Source organism: Kitasatospora sp. LaBMicrA B282 (assembly GCF_050325825.1).
In the GTDB taxonomy this organism is placed as follows: Bacteria; Actinomycetota; Actinomycetes; order Streptomycetales; family Streptomycetaceae; genus Kitasatospora.
On sequence record NZ_JBNQTI010000075.1, the window covers coordinates 21,974 to 38,472 of the forward strand.

Annotated in this window: 19 protein-coding genes and 1 pseudogene; 15 read left to right on the plus strand and 5 right to left on the minus strand. The window is 73.3% G+C overall.

Going from position 1 to position 16,499, the window contains the following annotated elements:
* The first annotated feature begins 89 nt into the window (after positions 1–89).
* From ACQRUO_RS21345 to ACQRUO_RS21385, 9 genes are all read left to right on the plus strand, one after another.
* Entirely contained in the window at positions 90–659 is a 570-nt protein-coding gene (locus ACQRUO_RS21345; protein WP_428317602.1) for a GNAT family N-acetyltransferase, read from the plus strand.
* Between the two features lie 8 nt (positions 660–667).
* A complete protein-coding gene (locus tag ACQRUO_RS21350) occupies positions 668–1,168 on the plus strand; it encodes a GNAT family N-acetyltransferase (RefSeq protein WP_428317621.1) in 501 nt (166 codons plus the stop codon).
* Positions 1,169–1,490: 322 nt separating this feature from the next.
* Complete coding sequence (locus tag ACQRUO_RS21355) at positions 1,491–1,757, plus strand: hypothetical protein (RefSeq protein ID WP_428317603.1); 267 nt, start codon at positions 1,491–1,493, stop codon at positions 1,755–1,757.
* Positions 1,726–2,253 carry a DUF6879 family protein gene (locus ACQRUO_RS21360; RefSeq protein ID WP_428317604.1) on the plus strand — a complete coding sequence of 176 codons (528 nt, stop codon included), beginning with the start codon at positions 1,726–1,728 and terminating at the stop codon, positions 2,251–2,253. Before ACQRUO_RS21355 ends, ACQRUO_RS21360 begins: the two co-directional genes overlap by 32 nt.
* Before the next feature lie 24 nt (positions 2,254–2,277).
* Positions 2,278–3,126, plus strand: coding sequence for a helix-turn-helix domain-containing protein (locus ACQRUO_RS21365; protein ID WP_428317605.1), 849 nt, complete (start codon positions 2,278–2,280; stop codon positions 3,124–3,126).
* A 561-nt stretch (positions 3,127–3,687) separates the two neighbouring features.
* A complete protein-coding gene (locus ACQRUO_RS21370; protein WP_428317606.1) occupies positions 3,688–4,218 on the plus strand; it encodes a glycine-rich domain-containing protein in 531 nt (176 codons plus the stop codon).
* Between the two features lie 38 nt (positions 4,219–4,256).
* Positions 4,257–4,409 carry a hypothetical protein gene (locus tag ACQRUO_RS21375; protein ID WP_428317607.1) on the plus strand — a complete coding sequence of 51 codons (153 nt, stop codon included), beginning with the start codon at positions 4,257–4,259 and terminating at the stop codon, positions 4,407–4,409.
* 104 nt (positions 4,410–4,513) lie between these two features.
* Positions 4,514–4,663, plus strand: a complete 150-nt coding sequence (locus ACQRUO_RS21380; protein ID WP_428317608.1) for a hypothetical protein — start codon at positions 4,514–4,516, stop codon at positions 4,661–4,663.
* Positions 4,664–4,713: 50 nt separating this feature from the next.
* Complete coding sequence (locus ACQRUO_RS21385; RefSeq protein ID WP_428317609.1) at positions 4,714–5,838, plus strand: methyltransferase domain-containing protein; 1,125 nt, start codon at positions 4,714–4,716, stop codon at positions 5,836–5,838.
* Positions 5,839–6,364: 526 nt separating this feature from the next.
* On the opposite strand, the gene ACQRUO_RS21390 is transcribed toward ACQRUO_RS21385, so the two are convergent.
* Entirely contained in the window at positions 6,365–7,591 is a 1,227-nt protein-coding gene (locus ACQRUO_RS21390) for an NAD(P)/FAD-dependent oxidoreductase (RefSeq protein WP_428317610.1), read from the minus strand.
* Positions 7,592–7,716: 125 nt separating this feature from the next.
* Positions 7,717–8,499, minus strand: a complete 783-nt coding sequence (locus tag ACQRUO_RS21395) for a ferritin-like domain-containing protein (RefSeq protein ID WP_428317611.1) — start codon at positions 8,497–8,499, stop codon at positions 7,717–7,719.
* Between the two features lie 218 nt (positions 8,500–8,717).
* On the opposite strand from ACQRUO_RS21395, the gene ACQRUO_RS21400 reads away from it, so the two are divergent.
* From ACQRUO_RS21400 to ACQRUO_RS21415, 4 genes are all read left to right on the plus strand, one after another.
* A complete protein-coding gene (locus ACQRUO_RS21400) occupies positions 8,718–10,286 on the plus strand; it encodes an FAD/NAD(P)-binding protein (protein WP_428317612.1) in 1,569 nt (522 codons plus the stop codon).
* Positions 10,287–10,363: 77 nt separating this feature from the next.
* Positions 10,364–10,765 carry a hypothetical protein gene (locus ACQRUO_RS21405; RefSeq protein ID WP_428317613.1) on the plus strand — a complete coding sequence of 134 codons (402 nt, stop codon included), beginning with the start codon at positions 10,364–10,366 and terminating at the stop codon, positions 10,763–10,765.
* A 118-nt stretch (positions 10,766–10,883) separates the two neighbouring features.
* Entirely contained in the window at positions 10,884–11,624 is a 741-nt protein-coding gene (locus tag ACQRUO_RS21410; protein ID WP_428317614.1) for an SDR family oxidoreductase, read from the plus strand.
* 99 nt (positions 11,625–11,723) lie between these two features.
* Positions 11,724–12,698 carry an RNA polymerase subunit sigma-70 gene (locus ACQRUO_RS21415; protein ID WP_428317615.1) on the plus strand — a complete coding sequence of 325 codons (975 nt, stop codon included), beginning with the start codon at positions 11,724–11,726 and terminating at the stop codon, positions 12,696–12,698.
* A gap of 31 nt (positions 12,699–12,729) precedes the next feature.
* Here the strand turns inward: ACQRUO_RS21415 and ACQRUO_RS21420 are convergent, their stop codons facing one another.
* Both ACQRUO_RS21420 and ACQRUO_RS21425 read right to left on the minus strand, forming a co-directional pair.
* Positions 12,730–13,509: a hypothetical protein gene (locus tag ACQRUO_RS21420; protein WP_428317616.1), complete on the minus strand. Its 780-nt coding sequence runs from the start codon at positions 13,507–13,509 to the stop codon at positions 12,730–12,732.
* The gene (locus tag ACQRUO_RS21425; protein WP_428317617.1) at positions 13,506–13,805 is read right to left on the minus strand and encodes a PadR family transcriptional regulator; all 300 of its coding nucleotides are present in this window, start codon (positions 13,803–13,805) and stop codon (positions 13,506–13,508) included. The genes ACQRUO_RS21420 and ACQRUO_RS21425 overlap by 4 nt, the downstream gene beginning before the upstream one ends.
* Before the next feature lie 272 nt (positions 13,806–14,077).
* Here ACQRUO_RS21425 and uppS point away from each other — a divergent pair, with 272 nt between their 5' ends.
* Positions 14,078–14,869 carry a polyprenyl diphosphate synthase gene (uppS, locus tag ACQRUO_RS21430; protein ID WP_428317618.1) on the plus strand — a complete coding sequence of 264 codons (792 nt, stop codon included), beginning with the start codon at positions 14,078–14,080 and terminating at the stop codon, positions 14,867–14,869.
* Positions 14,870–14,909: 40 nt separating this feature from the next.
* On the opposite strand, the gene ACQRUO_RS21435 is transcribed toward uppS, so the two are convergent.
* A complete protein-coding gene (locus tag ACQRUO_RS21435) occupies positions 14,910–15,752 on the minus strand; it encodes an alpha/beta fold hydrolase (RefSeq protein ID WP_428317619.1) in 843 nt (280 codons plus the stop codon).
* A 187-nt stretch (positions 15,753–15,939) separates the two neighbouring features.
* Here ACQRUO_RS21435 and ACQRUO_RS21440 point away from each other — a divergent pair.
* Positions 15,940–16,499 (plus strand): annotated as a pseudogene (locus ACQRUO_RS21440) (hypothetical protein); the annotation flags it as partial.

Sequence of the window (16,499 nt, forward strand, 5' to 3'; positions counted from 1 at the left end):
CGGGACTCCGCGCAGAATCTCCGCCGTGATCCCACAACGTCGTGACCGCCGCTGCCCGAACGTCGCCACACTTGTTGAGGATCACTGTCTTGAACCACGTCATCCGTGAGTACACCCCCGCCGACGAGGGCTCCTGGCTGCGCTGCCGGGTGCTCTCCTTCCTGAGCACCGCCTATTTCGACGACGTGCTGAGGACCAAGCCCGTGGTCCCCGCGCCGGGCTTCGCGTTGGTGGCTGCCGGAGAGCTCGGCGCCATCATCGGGATCATGGACGTCACCGTCGATGGCGACCTGGCGACCGTCGACACCGTCGCCGTGCATCCCGACCACCAGCACCAAGGCATCGGCCGCGCCCTGCTCACCGAGGCCCGGGCCCGCGTCGCCGCCCTCGGCGTGCCGACCCTGGACGCCTGGACCAGGGACGACCCGGACACCCTGCGCTGGTACCGGGCGATGGGCTTCGCCGAGAGCAGCCACTACCTGCACGTCTACGCGAACCACTACACCGATGCCGGCGAGCCGGCCCGGGCCATCGCCGAACGGCGCCCGGAGCTACGGCCCATGATGGCCTTCCTGCACGCCAAGCTGCAGGACGAGCAACTGTTGCGTGCGCAGTTCGCCCGGGTCCACGTCTGCCGCCGCTTCGCCCTGGAGGTCTGAGCCGGATGGTGTTCGAACTGACGCAACTGCGCGCCGACCACGCCCCGGCGCTCCTGGACTTCGAGCTGGCCAACCGCGCCTACTTCGCCGCCGTGATCGGCGACCGCGGCGAGGCGTACTTCGAGCGGTTCACCGAGCAGTTCGAGGCGTCGCTGGCCGAGCAGCAGGACGGCAGTTGCGCCTGGTACCTGGCGCTGGCGGCGGACGGCTCGGTCCTCGGCCGGTTCAACCTGTACGACCTGGCGGACGGCGCGGCCGTCCTCGGCTACCGGGTCGCCGAGCACGCCACGGGCCGCGGCGTGGCGACCGCGGCCGTCCGGGAACTGTGCCGGCTGGCCGCGGCCCAGCACGGCCTGCGCACGCTGCGCGCGGCCGTCTCCCACGCCAACCTCGCCTCACAACGGGTGCTGGCCAAAGCCGGGTTCACCCCGATCGGCCCGGCAGCCCCGGCCGACCTCGGAGGCAAGCCGGGCACCTGGTACGCGTGCGAGTTGGCGCCCCGGCAGTAGGCCGTCGCGGTCGGCTACACCTCGCTGATCCGTGCGACCTGCCGTCCGTGTTGGCGCAGGAGGAGTTACGGCACAGCCACACGTAGGCCTGTACACCACGGCGCACAACAGTGCCGCGTGGGCCGTGCCCGTGGGTGTGCCCTTGGGCCATGTACGCGCTGTGTGGCTGAGCTGACGAATCTTCAGAGAATCACACGTTGTAGCTGTCATGGCCGGGTGGTTCGTCAGAACTCCCTGACACGACGTCGGGCCTGGCGGGATGCTGGTGCCTGTACGACCGGGCATGCAAGATCGCGCAAGCGGAGTGACAGGAGGGGCGGCCATGAAGATACGGTTCGTAGGTATCGACCCGGACACTGGCCAGGGCAACAGCTCTACCGTCTGGGTGGACGAGGAGAGCGGGGACTTGTTGGTTCAGAGCTACACGGCGAACGAAGAAGAGATCGCAGGTGTGCTCGCGGCCGGGCATGGCCAGGACCACGACAACACGGTCCCCGAGCACGAGTCAGTGATTCGGATCCCGGCCCGGATGGTGCCGATTCTCAGGAAGGCGTGCGATGACGCAGAACGGCACTCCAAGCTTCACTGAGCTGATCAACTCGGCGCGGGTGTCCGCAGTCCACCTGGAGCTGCGTGACCACTACAGTGTGGCCGAGGAGGCCTCGGAGGTCGCGAAGTGGTCCAGCGGGGAGCCGGTCGACGTGGATCCCGACTCGGCGTATTGGGAGGGCTGGAGCGACCTGGTGCGCAGGGCCGTTGCTCGTGGAGTCTCGGTTCGCCGAGCCCGCGTCGTCTCGGTCCCGGTGACGGATTACGTGCGGTACGAGCACCACATCACCAGCGTCAACCTGGCCATCGGTGAGCAAGTGCGCTGGCTCCCCCGAAGTGAGGCATCGGTCCTGGCCCTGCCGGGCAATGACTTCTGGTTGGTGGACGGCCGAGCCGTCCGGTTCAACCTGTTCGACGGCCCGGGTGCCGCGCTTGACCCGCAGTACACCGATGACCCGTCGGCGGTCGAGCTGTGCGCGAACGCCTTCGAGGCGGTATGGGCCCGCGGGGTCGAGCACGAGAAGTTCGCCGTCTGACCGTCGTAGCGAGATCGCCAGATCATGTCCCTGTCGCCGTCGTCCAGTGCCCAGAACGCCCGTGAGTCCATTGCCAAGAGGTTGAGAGACCTCCGGCAGGACGCCGGCCTTTCAGGGCATGATCTGGCCCTTCTCACTGGCTTCAGTGAGTCGAAGGTGTCGCGCATTGCGGGTGCCAGGACCCCGCCGTCCGCTGACGACATCCGGAAGTGGTGCACCGCCTGCGGTGCGGAGGGGCAGGCCGCCGACCTGATCGCGGCGAGCCGAGCGGCTGACGAGATGTACGTCGAGTGGAAGCGGCTGCACCGGAGCGGGATGAAGCACGCCCAGGAGGCAATCCTGCCCGTGTTCGAGCAGAGCCGGAAGATACGCCTGTACTGCTCGAACGTGATGCCGGGCATTCTTCAGCGGCGGGAGTACGCACGGGCCCTGATGGGCAGCATCACGAGCTTTCAGAACACGCCGGACGATGTTGATGCCGCAGTGGAGAGCAGACTTCAACGCGGGCAGTACTTGCGATCAGGGAACCGGACCTTCGCGTTCGTTCTGGAGGAGACGGTACTCCGGTCCCCGCTCGGGGATCGGGAAGCCATGGTGGATCAGCTCCGCTACCTGCTGGAGGTGGCGGGGCTGCCTCGGGTGAGCCTGGGGGTGATCCCATTTGGCACCCCTCGAACCATGTGGCCTCTCGAAGCCTTCTACATGTTCGATGATCAACGGGTGGATGCCGAGCTGCTGACGGCGATCGTCAAGATCACGACCCCGGGAGAGATCGCCTCGTACTCGAAGGCCTTTCAGATCCTGGCGTCGATGGCGGTCTACGGGCCGGCGGCGAAGACCCTGATCGAAGAGGCCATCGCCGCTCTCGGGTGAATCCATGCAAGACGGTGCAAGGTTGTGGCACCGTGCGTAACCGCTTCCCTACGGTCTATCCCACACCCCGCTGCACCAGCAATGGAGGAGGGAAACCCATGGCGCGGCTGCATTCCCCGCCCACGAACCGTGAGGCGTCCAAGGGTCGGCAGGGCGCGGCCGGCGGCGGGTGGAACCCGCTCGACGACTACCGTGCCTTCAAGGCCCGCAGCCGTGGCTCGTCCCGGAGCGAGGCCCTCCAGAAGGCCGCGATTCTCGCACACTGTCGGTGCGTCAACTGCTCCGGAGGACGAGCCTGATGGCGTGCGTTCCCACGGAGCACGCCGAGCCTCCTACCGGCCCGGAAGCTCTGGAGCCTGCGGAGTCCGGTACCACGGCCTGCCTTCGGGCGGCCGTATGCGAGCTGAACGAGCGCTCGCGCTGGGGGATCGGCTGATCTCCCGAGATGCCCGCCCCGGCCAACTGCTGGCGAGCTGTCCGACCGGGGCGGGTTCCGCAACACCGAACGACCCGGGCACCAACCGGTGCCCGGGGCTCGCCTCAGTGTGAGGAGACACCAGTATGACTGTTCCGACGGAGCGCCCGCCCGGCCCCATGCCGGACCCGCAGGCCGCGCGGGACCCGCGCACGCTGCTGGAGCCGCGTCGGTTCGACGGCGTGGTGTCCACCATCGTGGACAACAACCCGGGGATGACGGCCGACGTCGCCGAGCGGATCGCCTGCGAGGGCATCAAGTTCACGGTGGCTGCGGCCACCTACCGGGACCAGGCCATGGCCCCGTCCCGTGTGGTGGACGAGGGCTGGCACGCCCTCATCCTTCACACCGCCACCTACGCCGGGCTGTGCGAGCGGTTCGGCGGGTTCGTGCACCACACCCCGGGCTACGACCCCACGTTCTACGACCCGAAGATCCTCGACCGGTCCCAGGAGTTGATCCGCGCGGCCGGGTTCGAGTCGGACCGTGAGCTGTGGGTGGGGCCGGACGACCGCACGTTCACGGTGGCGGCCAACTGCCAGCACCAGAAGGAATGTGCGATCCGGCCGATGCCGACCCCGCAGCCGCCCTGCAACAAGCCGGCGATCGTGCCGTGACGCCGTAGCCTGCTGCCACCTACGAAGGGAGGATCGGCATGGAGGAGTGGATCAACCCGCAGTACGCGGAGCTGGTCGCCGCCTACCGGTGGCAGCAGGTCGAGGAACCTGACGAACCGCCGATCGGCGTGAACCCGAAGGGCTCTGCGGGCCCGGCGGTCAGGGGGTTCGTCATGGACCGGCTCGACTGAGTCGGCCTGACAGCTCGCCCCAGCCGCGCACCACGTCACGGCTGGGGCGAGCACCACCCTGCAGGCAACGGCCTGCCGGGCCCCACCAGCACGGAGGTACTGAGATGGGCAAGCGCGGAGGCGGCACCGGTTCCGGCGACGGCGGCAAGCAGCAGGACGACAGCAGCAGCGGTGCGGGGCACGGCGGGGGCGGCTCGGACGAGGGCGGCAACACCAGCGACGGCAGCAGCCCGGCGGGCGGCGGCGGTAAGTGACAGGCGAGACGCAGAGGGAGGCGGGCCCTCAGGGGCTCGCCTCCGCGCTGATGGCCAGCGGCGCGCTCACCTCGGACTGGCTCCCCGTCTTTCAGGCCGTGCCCCGCGAGGAGTTCGTCCCGGACCGCATCTGGCCGGGCATCGCGGACGGCACGAAGCAGAGTCCCGTGGTTGATCGGGGCGCGGACCCGGACGCGTGGCGTAGGGCGGTCTACTCGGACATCCCGCTGACCACGCAGTGGGACGACGGCAGGCATGACGCCGACGGGGTCGGCAACACGCCGAGCTCGTCCAACTCCATGCCCACGATGGTGTTTTCGATGCTCCGCGACCTTGACGTCAGGATGGGTCACCGGGTGCTGGAGATCGGGACGGGTACGGGGTGGAACTCGGCTCTCCTGGCCTGCCGGGTGGGCAACTCCAACGTGGTGACGATCGAGTTCGACCCGGACGTTGCCCGGGGCGCGCGGGCGAACCTGGCCCGGCTGAAGCTGACCCCCACCGTGGTGGAGGGGGACGGCCGGGAAGGCTGGGCGGCCGGGGGCCCGTACGACCGGGTGATCGCCACCTGCTCCGTGATCGAGATCCCTCCCGCCTGGCTGGAGCAGACGCGGCCCGGAGGTGTGATCGTCGCACCCTTCGGCACGGAGTACGGCGGCGAGCACATCGTGCGCCTGGTCGTCGACGACGACGGCGCGGCATCCGGGAAGTTCACTCGCGGCTCGGCCTTCATGCGGGCGCGTCAGCAGCGCACGGCTCGCCCGTTGCTGCCGGAGTACCTGGGTGGGAAGGAGTGGCCGGCTGACGGGGTGTTGAGCAAGACCAGCCTGGCCCCGCCGGACACCGGGAGTTGGCTCGCACAGTTCGTGATCGGGCTCGGTATGCCCGGTGCGTTCTGGCGGGCCGAGCGGTACGACGGCGGGGCGTACACGCTGTGGCTGTACTCGCGGGACACCCTGTCGTGGGCCTCGGTCGACTACGCGTCGGGGCGCACGGAGTTCGAGGTGTACCAGTCCGGTCCCCGCGCGCTGTGGGACGAGGTGGTCGCCGCGTGGCAGTGGTGGACCGACCACGACCGGCCGGGCTTCGAGCGGTTCGGACTCACGGTCACCCCCGAGGGCCACCACATCGCCTGGCTGGGCTCCCCGCGTATACGGGTGCCACGCTGGGCCTGACCACGAAGACCACCCGCTGTCGTCCGGGGAAGACGCCGAGGCGTGGCCGGCGGCGGGCCCAACCACTGAGGAACAGAGCAGATTTCAAGAACAGCAAGCCAAAGGACACGCCCACCCAGCAGGCCGAGCGCGCCGGGGAGCTCACCGAGCGGGCCCGCTGGGAGCAGGAGGCCGGCGGGAGCCGCTTCGTGACCGAGGACATCGGGCACACCAACCGCGTGAACCAGCGACACCCCCTGGCGAAGCGGCACGGCACCCTCGGTGACCACGACCAGCGGGCCCACGGAGAGAAGGACGCTCAGAACTGTGATGCGCGCTCACGCTAGCCTGAGTAGTCCACAGGCTATCCAGCATGAGGAGATGGTTTAAGGGCCCGATAACATCGATGGCCTTATACGGGGGCCCGTCGCGGCTCCTCAGGGGCAACGGCGCTGAGGCGCGGGCCCTCCAGGGGCTGGCGGGGGGTGACCGAGGCCCGGGGCGGTGAGGTGCTCCGGGCCTGTCGCGTGGTCGGGCGTGTTCGGGCTCAGACCTCCGAGAGCGGCACGTCCGGGTCGGCCAGCCTGGCCGGGTCGACTGGGCGGCCGGTGCGGACCAGGTCGCGGATCGGGTCGGTGACGTCCCAGACGTTGACGTTCATGCCCGCCAGCACCCGGTCGCCCGCCAGCCAGAAGGCGATGAACTCGCGCCCGGGGACGTCGCCGCGGAAGACCACGCGGTCGTAGCCGTCGGGCTCGACGTAGCCGGTGTACTCCATGCCGAGGTCGTACTGGTCGGTGTAGAAGTACGGCACCCGGTCGTAGACGGCGTCCTGGCCGAGCATCGCCCGGGCGGCGGTGCGCGGTTGGTGGACGGCGTTGGCCCAGTGCTCGACCCGGATCGGGCGGTCGTAGAGCGGGTGGTGGGCGCGGGCCACGTCGCCGGCCGCGAAGACGTCCGGGTCCGAGGTGCGCAGCGAGGCGTCGGTGCTGATCCCGTCGGAGACCGTCAGGCCGGCCTGTTCGGCCAGCGCGGTGCTCGGCCGGATGCCGATCCCGACCAGCACGGCCTCCGCCGGGACGACCGTGCCGTCCGCCAGCCGGACCCCGGTCACCGCGCCGTCCGCGCCGACGATCTCCGTCACCCGCACCTCGAAGCGCAGGTCCACGCCGTTGTCCCGGTGCAGGCCGGCGAAGACCTCCGCCACCTCCCGGCCCAGCACCCGCAGCAGCGGCAGTTCCAGCGCCTCCAGCACGGTGACCTCGACCCCGGCGGCCCGCGCCGCGGCGGTCACCTCCAGGCCGATCCAGCCGGCCCCGATCACCGCGATCCGCTGCGCGGTGCGGAACAGTTCGCGCAGCCGGTCGCTCTCCTCGACCCGGCGCAGGTAGTGCACACCGGTCAGACCGGCACCGGGCACCGGGAGTTGGCGCGGCGTGGAGCCGGTGGTGAGCAGCAGCCTGGCGTAGTCCACGGTGCTGCCGTCGGCCAGGGTGAGGCGGTGGGCGGCCGGGTCCAGGTCGGTCACCGCGGTGCCCAGGCGCAGGTCGATCCGCTGCTCCCGGTACCAGTCGGCCGGGTGCACGTAGATCTTCTCCCGCGGGTCCTTGCCCAGCAGGTAGCCCTTGGAGAGCGGCGGCCGCTCGTAGGGGGGTTCGGTCTCCTCGCCGATCAGCACCAGCGGGCCGTCGTACCCCTCCTCGCGCAGGGTCCGGGCCGCCTGGGCCCCGGCCAGTCCGGCTCCCACGATCACGTGGGCCGCGGTGGCGTCCATGCTCAACTCCTTGCTGCCGCTCAAGTGGCGCTCGGTGTGCGGTGAGTCCATCACAGCGGTTCCGGACGGCGGAAGAGCGCCTCGACACGCGGCCGGGCGGGAGCGGGAGGCGGGCCGGGGCGGGGTCAGGCGAAGGACTCGCGCGGCGGCGGGCCGCCCAGCGCGTCGAGCTTCTGCGGCATCTTGAGCGTGGTCATCCGCCGCCAGCCGCCGCCGAACCGCTCGTAGCCGTACACCCCGTGCACACCGGCCGCGAGCACCGCGGACTTGGCGCGCGGCCAGCGCAGGATCTCGCCCATGTGCGCCATCACCGCGAGGCTGACGTCCCGGTAGGTGCGGATCTCGGCGTGCGCGGTCTCCTGCAGGATGCTGAGGATCAGCCGTCCGTGGCCGGCCCGGGCCAGCCGGAGCAGCTCCTCGTGGCAGTATGCGAGGTGGTTGTCCTCGTCGGCGGAGATCATCCGCACGGCCCGGCCCACCTCCGGGTGGCCGTCGAAGACCTTGCGCAACAGGCGCATCTGCTCGGCCGCGCGCTGCTCGGTGACCCGGCTGTGCGCCAGGTACACGATCACGTCGCGTTCGGTGAGCGGCTCCTCGCGGCGCAGCCGGGAGTGCGCTAGCCCGATGCCCTGGCGCTCCAGCAGCATGGTGTAGTCGGTGTCGTCGGGCACCGGGACCGGGTCGAGCCCGCGCTTGTGCAGCAGGGCGTTGAAGATCCGGCCGTGCTTGTCCTCGTCGGCGCCGTGCCGGGCGATCTTCGGCGCCAGCTCCTGGTCCTCGACCAGCCGGGCGATCCGCCCGTTCTCCCAGCCGCCCTGGTCCTCGCCCTTGGCGGCGATCGAGCAGAAGAGCTGGAACGCCTGGTCGTCGTCGTGGATCTCCCGGAAGAGACTGCGGGCTGAGAGCACCGGAACCAACCTTTCGCGGAGACCGGGAACGTTGATCAGTCAACTCAGCCCGCCGACCCGGCGGCAACAGCAGGCCCGCGCGGTTGCCCCGTCCGGGGGAGTCGGGTCGCGCGGACGGCCCGACCGGCGGGGTACCCGGACGCCCCGCCGGCCGACGGCGCGGCCGGCCGGAAAGGAACTGCTCCGCAAGCGCACCGTCGGCGCGTACTGTCCTGAACATGACTGAATTACCCGGAACCCCCGAACGCCTCGCCGTGATCGGCGCGGGCGCCGCCGGCACGCTGACCGCGGCCCAGCTGCTGCGCTGCGCCACCCGGCAGCACCGGGCGCTCGAGCTGTGGCTGATCGACCCCGACGAGGCCGGCCCCGGGGTCGCCTACCGCACCGAGGACCGGCGTCACCTGCTCAACGTCCCCGCCGGCGCGATGAGCGCCTTCCCGGACGAGCCGGACCACTTCCTGCGCTGGCTCGCCGCCTGGGAACCCTGTCCGGACCCCGGTGAGCCCCACCAGGGCCACCACTTCCTGCCGCGCCGGACCTTCGGGCGCTACCTGTCCGCCGTCCTGGCGCAGGCGCTCGACCAGGCACCCGCGTCGGTCCGGCTCCACCGGGTGCGGCGGCGCGCCGTGGACCTCGCCGCCGGCCCCGGGGCGGTGGTGGTCACCCTGGCCGGCGGGGACCGGCTGCCGGTGCACGCCGCGGTGCTGGCCCTCGGGCTGCGGGCGCCCGGCCAGGCCTGGGCACCCGAGGTGCTGCGCGGGCACCCCGGGTTCGTGGCCGACCCGTGGGCACCGGACGCGCTGGCGGCGGTGCCCGACTCCGGTGACGTGCTGCTGGTCGGCACCGGGCTGACGATGGCTGACGTCGCGGTCAGCCTGGCCCGGCCCGGGCGGACCGTGCACGCCGTCTCCCGGCACGGCCTGGCCCCGCACGGTCACCGGGTCGGCAGCCCGGCGCCGGTGCCGCCGCCGTGGGGCGCCGAGGAGGCGGGCCCGGTGGGCGAGCCGGGGCCGGTGCTGGACCTGGACCGGCTGCGGCGCGCGGTGCTCCGCCACATCGCGGTGGTCCGGCGCGAGCGCGGTGACTGGCGCCCGGCGGTGGACGGCCTGCGGACCCAGGTCGGTGCGCTCTGGCAGCGGCTCTCGCCGGCCGACCGGGCCCGGTTCCTGGGCGAGGACCTGCGCCGCTGGGAGGTGCACCGCCACCGCCTGGCCCCGGCCACCGCCGCCACCGTGCAGCGACTGCGCACCACGGGCCGACTGACCCTGGCGGCCGCCGAGGTCGTGGCCGTGACCCCGGTGGACGGCCGGGAGGTGCTGATCCGGCTCAGCAACGGGCGCTGGCTGACTGTTGCGACGGTGGTCAACTGCACCGGGCCGAGCGCCGAGCTGACCGACAGTCGGGATCCGCTGCACAGCGCCCTGCTGGCCCAGGGGTCGGCCGTCGCCGGACCGCTCGGCCTCGGGCTGGCCACCGCCGCCGACGGCCGGCTCACCCCGGCTCCCGGGCGTCCGGTCGCGCCGCTCTGGGCGCTGGGGGTGCTGCGCCGCGGCGAGCTGCTGGAGTCCACGGCGATCCCGGAGATCCGGGCCCAGGCCGCGGCCCTGGCGCAGCGGCTGCTGCCGGATCCGGGCGCGAACGCGGGCGAGGGCCGGGCGGGCGGCGCGGCGGCCTGCCCGGCGGACGGCGCAGCGGGTGGCGCAGTGGTGTGCGATGGCGCGGGGGCCGCCGTCGGTGACCGCGCGGTGGCGACCGGGGTGGCCGAGTCGGCGGGGGCGGCGGGCTGAGCGGACCTGCCGGGACGGCGGCCCGCTGGGTGGGGGAGGGTTTGCCCGGCGGGTCGCCCGGAGTCGATCATGGATCCATGAGAACCGAGGTCCAGGAGTTCGTCGCCGCCGGTCCACTGCCCGGCCCCGACTGCGACGACGAGGCGGAGGTCGACCGGCGCTGGCAGCAGTTGGAGGCCATCGCCCGACCGGTCACCCGGGAGGAGGCCGTGGCCCTGGCCGGCTGCTTCGGCCCCGACGACTGCTACGGCGTCGCCTGGACGCTGCTGCACCTGATCGAGACCAGCCCGAACCCGGTGCTGACCGTGCGGCCCCCCGCGGACGAGGGCGGGTGGCAGTGGCAGAACCGGCTCTGGCAGCGGGCGGTCAACGCCGGGCTGGTCTGCGACACCTGCGGGCTGGCCTGCGACAACGCCGAGTCGGTCTGCGACGGCGGCGGGCCGGGCTGCGACGACGGCGGGCCGGTCAGCGCCACCTGACGCCGATCGGGGGAGCACGCGGAAGATTTTCTCGGGGTCGGCGACGGTTTTTCCGCCGCCGACCGGTCTGGATGGGGACCGAAGTTCCATCCGCTCGACCGACCCCTTGGAGCCCGTCATGTCAGACCTCCCCCGCACCGCCCTCGTCACCGGCGCCAGCCGCGGCTTCGGGCGGGCGATCGCCGCCGCGCTGGTCGCCGCCGGGGCCGCCGTCGTCGGCCTCGCCCGTGACGAGCAGGAGCTGCACGCCGTGCGCGGCGAGCTCGGCCCGGGCTTCACCCCGGTCGCCGGTGATGCCACCGACGAGGCGCTCGCCGAGCAGCTGATCCGCACCCACCAGCCCGACCTGCTGGTGCTCAACGCCGGGGCGGTGCCGCACATGGCCCCGCTGCCCGAGCAGACCTGGGAGACCTTCAGCCGCAACTGGCAGGTCGACACCCGGCACGTCTTCGCCTGGACCCGGGCGGCGCTGCGGCAGCCGCTGGCCCCGGGCAGCGTGGTCGTCGCGATGTCCAGCGGAGCCGCGTTGAACGGCTCGCCGCTCAGCGGCGGGTACGCCAGCGCCAAGGCGGCCGTCCGGTACCTGCGCAGCTACGCGGCCGAGGAGGCGGAGCGGGCCGGGCTGGGGATCCGGTTCGCGGCGCTGCTGCCGAAGCTGACGCCGACCGCCGGGGTCGGCGCGGCCGGCGTGACCGGCTACGCCGCGCGCCAGGGCGTCGACCGGGACGCCTTCGTCGCGGGCCTGCAGCCGGTGCTCACCCCGGAGCAGGTGGCCGAGGCGGTGCTGAGCATCGCCCGGGACCCGGGCAGCGGCCCGGAGTACCTGGTCGGCGGCGACGGCCTGCGCCCGATCGGCTGAGCCGGCGCGGGCGGCAGCGGTTGGCGACGGCCGGCGCTGCCGACCGCCGCCGGTCCCCGCCCGCTACCGTGAGCCACGTCGCACCCCAGGAGGACCCGCATGCCCTCGGACGCCGAGTTCGCCACGCTGACCGGCCCGTTCCGCCCGGAGCTGCTCGCGCACTGCTACCGGATGCTCGGCTCGATCCAGGACGCCGAGGACCTGGTGCAGGAGACCTACCTGCGGGCGTGGCGGGCCTTCGGTGGGTTCGAGGGCCGCTCCTCGCTGCGCCGCTGGCTCTACACGATCGCCACCAGGACCGCCCTGACGGCCCTGGAGACGCGGGCCCGGCGCCCGCTTCCGTCCGGGCTGGGGGCGCCGGCCGACGACCACCGGGTGGCCGTGGCGCCGCGCGAGCCGTCGGTGGCCTGGTTGCAGCCGGCGCCGGACGCGCTGCTGGGCACCGGCGACCCGGCGGCGGTGGTGGCGGGGCGGACCGGCGTGCGGCTGGCCTTCATCGCGGCGCTCCAACTGCTCTCCGCCCGGCAGCGGGCGGTGCTGACCCTGCGTGACGTGCTGGGCTTCCGGACGGCCGAGGTCGCGGAGCTGCTGGACACCTCCGTCGCCGCCGTGGACAGCGCACTGCGACGCGCGCGGGCCCGGCTGGCCGAGGCCGGGCCGGTGGCGGAGGAGGTGGCCGAGCCGGACGAGCGGACCCGGCGCTCGCTGCTCGACGCGTACGTGTCCGCCTTCGTCCGGGCCGACCCCGAGGCGCTGGTGGACCTGTTGCGGGCCGACGTGGAGCTGGAGATGCCGCCGACCCCGACCTGGTTCACCGGCCGCCCCGCCGTGGTCGGCTTCCTGGCCGCCCGGGTGCTGAGCCCGGACCGCTGGCGGTTCACGCCGACCCGGGCCAACGGCCAGCCCGCCTTCGTGGTCCACCGGCGCACCGACGAGGGGCAGGACCTGCCCTACGGGATCCAGGTGCTGACCCTGCTGGGGGAGCGGGTGGCCCGGATCACGGCGTTCAACGACCCGAGCCTGGTGGCCACCTTCGAGTCCGCGCCCGACGCGGCCGGCCGGAGCGTGCGGTAAGCCGGAGCGTGCGGTAGGCCGCCGGGGTGGGTCAGCCGGCCGGGAGGGTGCGCAGGTCGTGCAGGGTGGCGGCGAGTGCCCAGGCGGGGAGCAGCAGGCCGGCACCGGCGGCGGCGGTCAGCAGGTCGGGGTGGGCGCTGCACAGCGCGGAGCGCAGCACCTGGGCGCCGGCCAGTGTGGCGCCGGCGCTGAGCAGGGCCAGTCCCAGGCGCAGCCGGGCGCGCCGCGGGGCGAAGATCACCGGAGTGGTGAGCGCGCCGATGGTGCGGCAGATCCGTACCGTGCCCAGGGCGACCGCGCCCCACCACAGGCCCAGCACCGCGAAGCGCCAAGGGGTGTCCGCGAGTCGGGGTGCGCCCAGGTGGGCCGCGGCGATCGCGGCGGCGGCCAGCGCCGCCGGCAGGGCGAGCCGGCGGGCGGCGCGGGCCAGGACGGCGACCGCGGCGAGGGTGAGCCGGGGCACCGGGGCGACCAGGGCGAGGCCGGCCAGCAGCAGGAGGAGGGAGCCGGTGCCGGGCAGCCGGCTGCCGGGCAGGGCGGCCAGCGGTGCGCCCTGTTCGGCGGCGAAGTGGCCGAGCGCGGCGCTGGTCAGGGCGGCGGTCACCGCGAGGGTGGCGGCCCGCTCCCGGCGCTCCAGGCGGGAGTCGGCCGGCCAGAGCGCGGGGTGCAGCCAGATGTCGGCGATGCCGAGGAGCAGGCCCGGCCAGGCCCGCCAGCCCGCGGCCCGGGTCTCGTCGGCCAGCGCCTGTTCGCCCCAGCGCTCGCGGAAGGCCTGCGGATAGAGCCGGACCAGGGTGTGGTGGATCCTCATGCCGGCGCGGCCCCCAGGTTGCGCAGCCCGGTGCTGGCGACCTTGGCCATCGAGCGCAGCTCCTGCTCCAGCACCTGACGCCCCTTCGGGGTCAGCCGCATCGGCCGCTGCCGGCCCTGCCCGGGCGCGGGCTCGACCAGTTCCTTGGCCTCCAGCCGGGTCAGCGCCCCGTAGAGGCTGCCGGGGCCGAGGCGCTCGCCGACCAACTCCTCGATCGCGGTGTTGATCGCGTAGCCGTGCAGCGGCCCGCCGGCCAGCACGCACAGCACCAGGGTCTGGGCGTCGTTCGCCTGCATCGCCTTGCGCTCCTCCGGTTCCGTCCGTGGCCTGTTCAGTTCGCGGCCTGTTCCGTCCGTGGCCTGCCCGGTCACGATACTACGCGGCGAGTAGTACGTTCTGGGTAGTACGTGGCAAGTACTACGCGGTGTGTACTATGCCGCCAGCTGGATCCGTCGAACCGTCACGGCATCGTCCAGGGCGCTGAGATGACGATCACTCAGATGTCCGACCCGGGTCCGGCCACCCCCGTCCGCCTGCCCGGCGAGCGACCACTGAAGGGACCCGTACCGTGCGGCTCACCGACCCCCTGTACGCGCTCTACGCCCGCCGCCTGCGCGGGCAGCTCAAGCGTGCCCGGCTCAACGGCGCCCGGCTGCCCGAGCACCTCGGCCTGATCATGGACGGCAACCGGCGCTGGGCCCGCCGGCTCGGCCTGGCCAACCCCAGCCTCGGCCACAAGTACGGCGCCGAGCACGTCGAGGAGGTGCTCTCCTGGTGCGCGGCGGTCGGCATCCGGCACGTCACCGTCTTCGTCTGCTCGACCGAGAACCTGCAGCGCCGCGACGACGCCGAGGTGGCGTTCCTGATGGGCCTGATCGAGGAGGTGGTCGCCGAGAAGCTGGCCCGGCCCGGCGGCCGCTGGCGGGTGCACCTGGCGGGCACCCTGGACGTGCTGCCGGACTCCACCGCCCACGCCCTGAAACGCGCGGTGGACGCCACCCGGGACTGCGCCACCGGCGCCCACCTCACCCTCGCCATCGGCTACGGCGGAAGGCAGGAGCTGATCGACGCGATGCGCGGGCTGATGACCGAGCGCGCCGAGGCGGGCGACTCGCTCACCGACCTCGCCGCGAGCCTGACCGCCGAGGACGTCGCCCGCCACCTCTACACCGCCGGCCGCCCCGACCCCGACCTGGTGATCCGCACCAGCGGCGAGCAGCGGATGTCCAACTTCCTGCTCTGGCAGAGCGCCTACGCGGAGCTCTACTTCTGCGACGCCTACTGGCCGGCCTTCCGGGAGGTCGACTTCCTGCGTGCGCTGCGCAGCTTCGCGGCGCGCCAGCGGCGGTACGGGGGGTGAGGGCGGGGCCGTGACGCGTGCGGCGGCCGGGCGGGGGCGGTCACGCGAGGGCGGTCAGCAGCCGGGCTGCGAACTCGTGCGGGTGCTCGGTGCAGCCGACGTGGCCGCCGGGGAACTCCAGGTGGGCGGCGCCCAGCAGCTCGGCGAGGCGGGCGGCGGGGCCGTACAGGGCCGGCTGCTCGCGCGAGTCGCGGCCGGTGGCGAGCACCAGCTTGGCGGCGGCGGGGCGCAGCGCCGCCAGGTCCGGGGTGGACGCGGTGAACGGGCCGAGGACGTGTGCCAGGAAGACCGGCAGGTTGGCGTGCATCCGGGGCGCCATCTCCCGGATCTCCGGCGCCAGTTCGGTGGCCCGCTCGGCCGGGCGACCGCCGAGCCCGGTGCTGAGCCGGCCCATCGCGGCGGCCACGCCCTGGGCGTGGAAGGTGGCCCGGACCTCGGCGAAGAGCGCCCGGTGCGGGGTGGGATCGGCGAGCAGTTCCACCAGCGGCGGCTCGTGGGCGATGACCCGGCGCAGGCGGTGCGGGTGCCGGGCCAGCAGGTCGAGCGCGACGATCGCGCCGGAACTGCTGCCGAAGACGGCGGCGGCGGTCTCGGCGCCGGCGGCGCCGGCGGGGGTCAGGTGGTCGAGCAGGCGGCGGGCGTCCTCGCTCCAGACGCTGACCTGCTGGTCGGTCAGCGGTCCGTCGAGCCGGCTGCGGGAGAGGCCGCGCGGGTCGTAGCGGATCACGGTGTGCCGGGCGGCGAGGGGCTCGACCATGCCGGCGTAGAGCCCGGCGTCGGCGGCGCCGCCGGAGATGAGCAGCAGCAGTGGGCCGCTGCCGGACAGCTCGTAGTGGAGGGTGGCGCCGGGTACCGGGAGGGTGCCGATGCGGGAGGGGGTCATGGGTGCTCCTGGGGTGCCGAAGGTTGTTGCCTAGGGGCTCTAGGTGGAAACCTAGCATGGGAAGGATCCGTGCCGCTGCCGGCTAGGGTCGCGCTCGATCCCGGCTCGGCGGGCGGTGCAGGGATCGACGACGAATTCGGAGACTCCGGCCCGCAGCCGTGAAGAGGGGTGCCATGATGTCCCGGCCATGACTGACCCCGGATCCCAGGACGCGCCCGCCGCGGGCCGCGCCGCCGCGCTGGACCTGCGCCTGCTGCGGGCGCTGCCGTTCGCGACGGTGTGCGTCGTGCTGGCCGTGGCCGGGCACGTGGCGGCCGCCGGTGCGGCGGTGCCCGCGGCGGCGGTGCTGCTCGGCTGGACCGCCACGGCGGTGCCGGCGGTCCTCGCGGCGCGCCGGGAGCGGTCACTGGCCGCGATCACCGGCGGACTGGCGCTGGCGCAGCTCGGGCTGCACCTCCTCTTCCACTACGCGCAGGCGGCCCCGGCCGCGCAGCCCGTCGGGATACCCGCCATGCCCGCGATGCCGGGCATGGCGGCGATGCCAGGGATGCCCGGGATGGCTGCCGGGGCGAGCACGTCACTGCCCCCGCACCTGCTGCTCGGCCTGAGCCCCGCGATGCTGGCCGCGCACGCGGTGGCGACCGCGGTGGCCGGCTGGTGGCTGCGCCGCGGCGAGGCGGCCCTCTGGCGGATCGTCCGCGGCACCGCGCAGGCGGCCGCGGCCACCGCCCGCCGGTGGGCGGTGCG

Bases quoted from the DNA above. Each gene is read 5' to 3' on its own strand.
- ACQRUO_RS21420 (WP_428317616.1), bottom strand. From the start codon at position 13,509: ATGAGGATCCACCACACCCTGGTCCGGCTCTATCCGCAGGCCTTCCGC.
- ACQRUO_RS21355 (WP_428317603.1), top strand. From the start codon at position 1,491: ATGAAGATACGGTTCGTAGGTATCGACCCGGACACTGGCCAGGGCAAC.
- ACQRUO_RS21365 (WP_428317605.1), top strand. From the start codon at position 2,278: ATGTCCCTGTCGCCGTCGTCCAGTGCCCAGAACGCCCGTGAGTCCATT.
- ACQRUO_RS21415 (WP_428317615.1), top strand. From the start codon at position 11,724: ATGCCCTCGGACGCCGAGTTCGCCACGCTGACCGGCCCGTTCCGCCCG.
- ACQRUO_RS21435 (WP_428317619.1), bottom strand. From the start codon at position 15,752: ATGACCCCCTCCCGCATCGGCACCCTCCCGGTACCCGGCGCCACCCTC.
- ACQRUO_RS21405 (WP_428317613.1), top strand. From the start codon at position 10,364: ATGAGAACCGAGGTCCAGGAGTTCGTCGCCGCCGGTCCACTGCCCGGC.
- ACQRUO_RS21375 (WP_428317607.1), top strand. From the start codon at position 4,257: ATGGAGGAGTGGATCAACCCGCAGTACGCGGAGCTGGTCGCCGCCTAC.
- ACQRUO_RS21380 (WP_428317608.1), top strand. From the start codon at position 4,514: ATGGGCAAGCGCGGAGGCGGCACCGGTTCCGGCGACGGCGGCAAGCAG.
- ACQRUO_RS21400 (WP_428317612.1), top strand. From the start codon at position 8,718: ATGACTGAATTACCCGGAACCCCCGAACGCCTCGCCGTGATCGGCGCG.
- ACQRUO_RS21370 (WP_428317606.1), top strand. From the start codon at position 3,688: ATGACTGTTCCGACGGAGCGCCCGCCCGGCCCCATGCCGGACCCGCAG.
- ACQRUO_RS21425 (WP_428317617.1), bottom strand. From the start codon at position 13,805: ATGCAGGCGAACGACGCCCAGACCCTGGTGCTGTGCGTGCTGGCCGGC.
- ACQRUO_RS21385 (WP_428317609.1), top strand. From the start codon at position 4,714: ATGGCCAGCGGCGCGCTCACCTCGGACTGGCTCCCCGTCTTTCAGGCC.
- ACQRUO_RS21360 (WP_428317604.1), top strand. From the start codon at position 1,726: ATGACGCAGAACGGCACTCCAAGCTTCACTGAGCTGATCAACTCGGCG.
- ACQRUO_RS21390 (WP_428317610.1), bottom strand. From the start codon at position 7,591: ATGGACGCCACCGCGGCCCACGTGATCGTGGGAGCCGGACTGGCCGGG.
- ACQRUO_RS21410 (WP_428317614.1), top strand. From the start codon at position 10,884: ATGTCAGACCTCCCCCGCACCGCCCTCGTCACCGGCGCCAGCCGCGGC.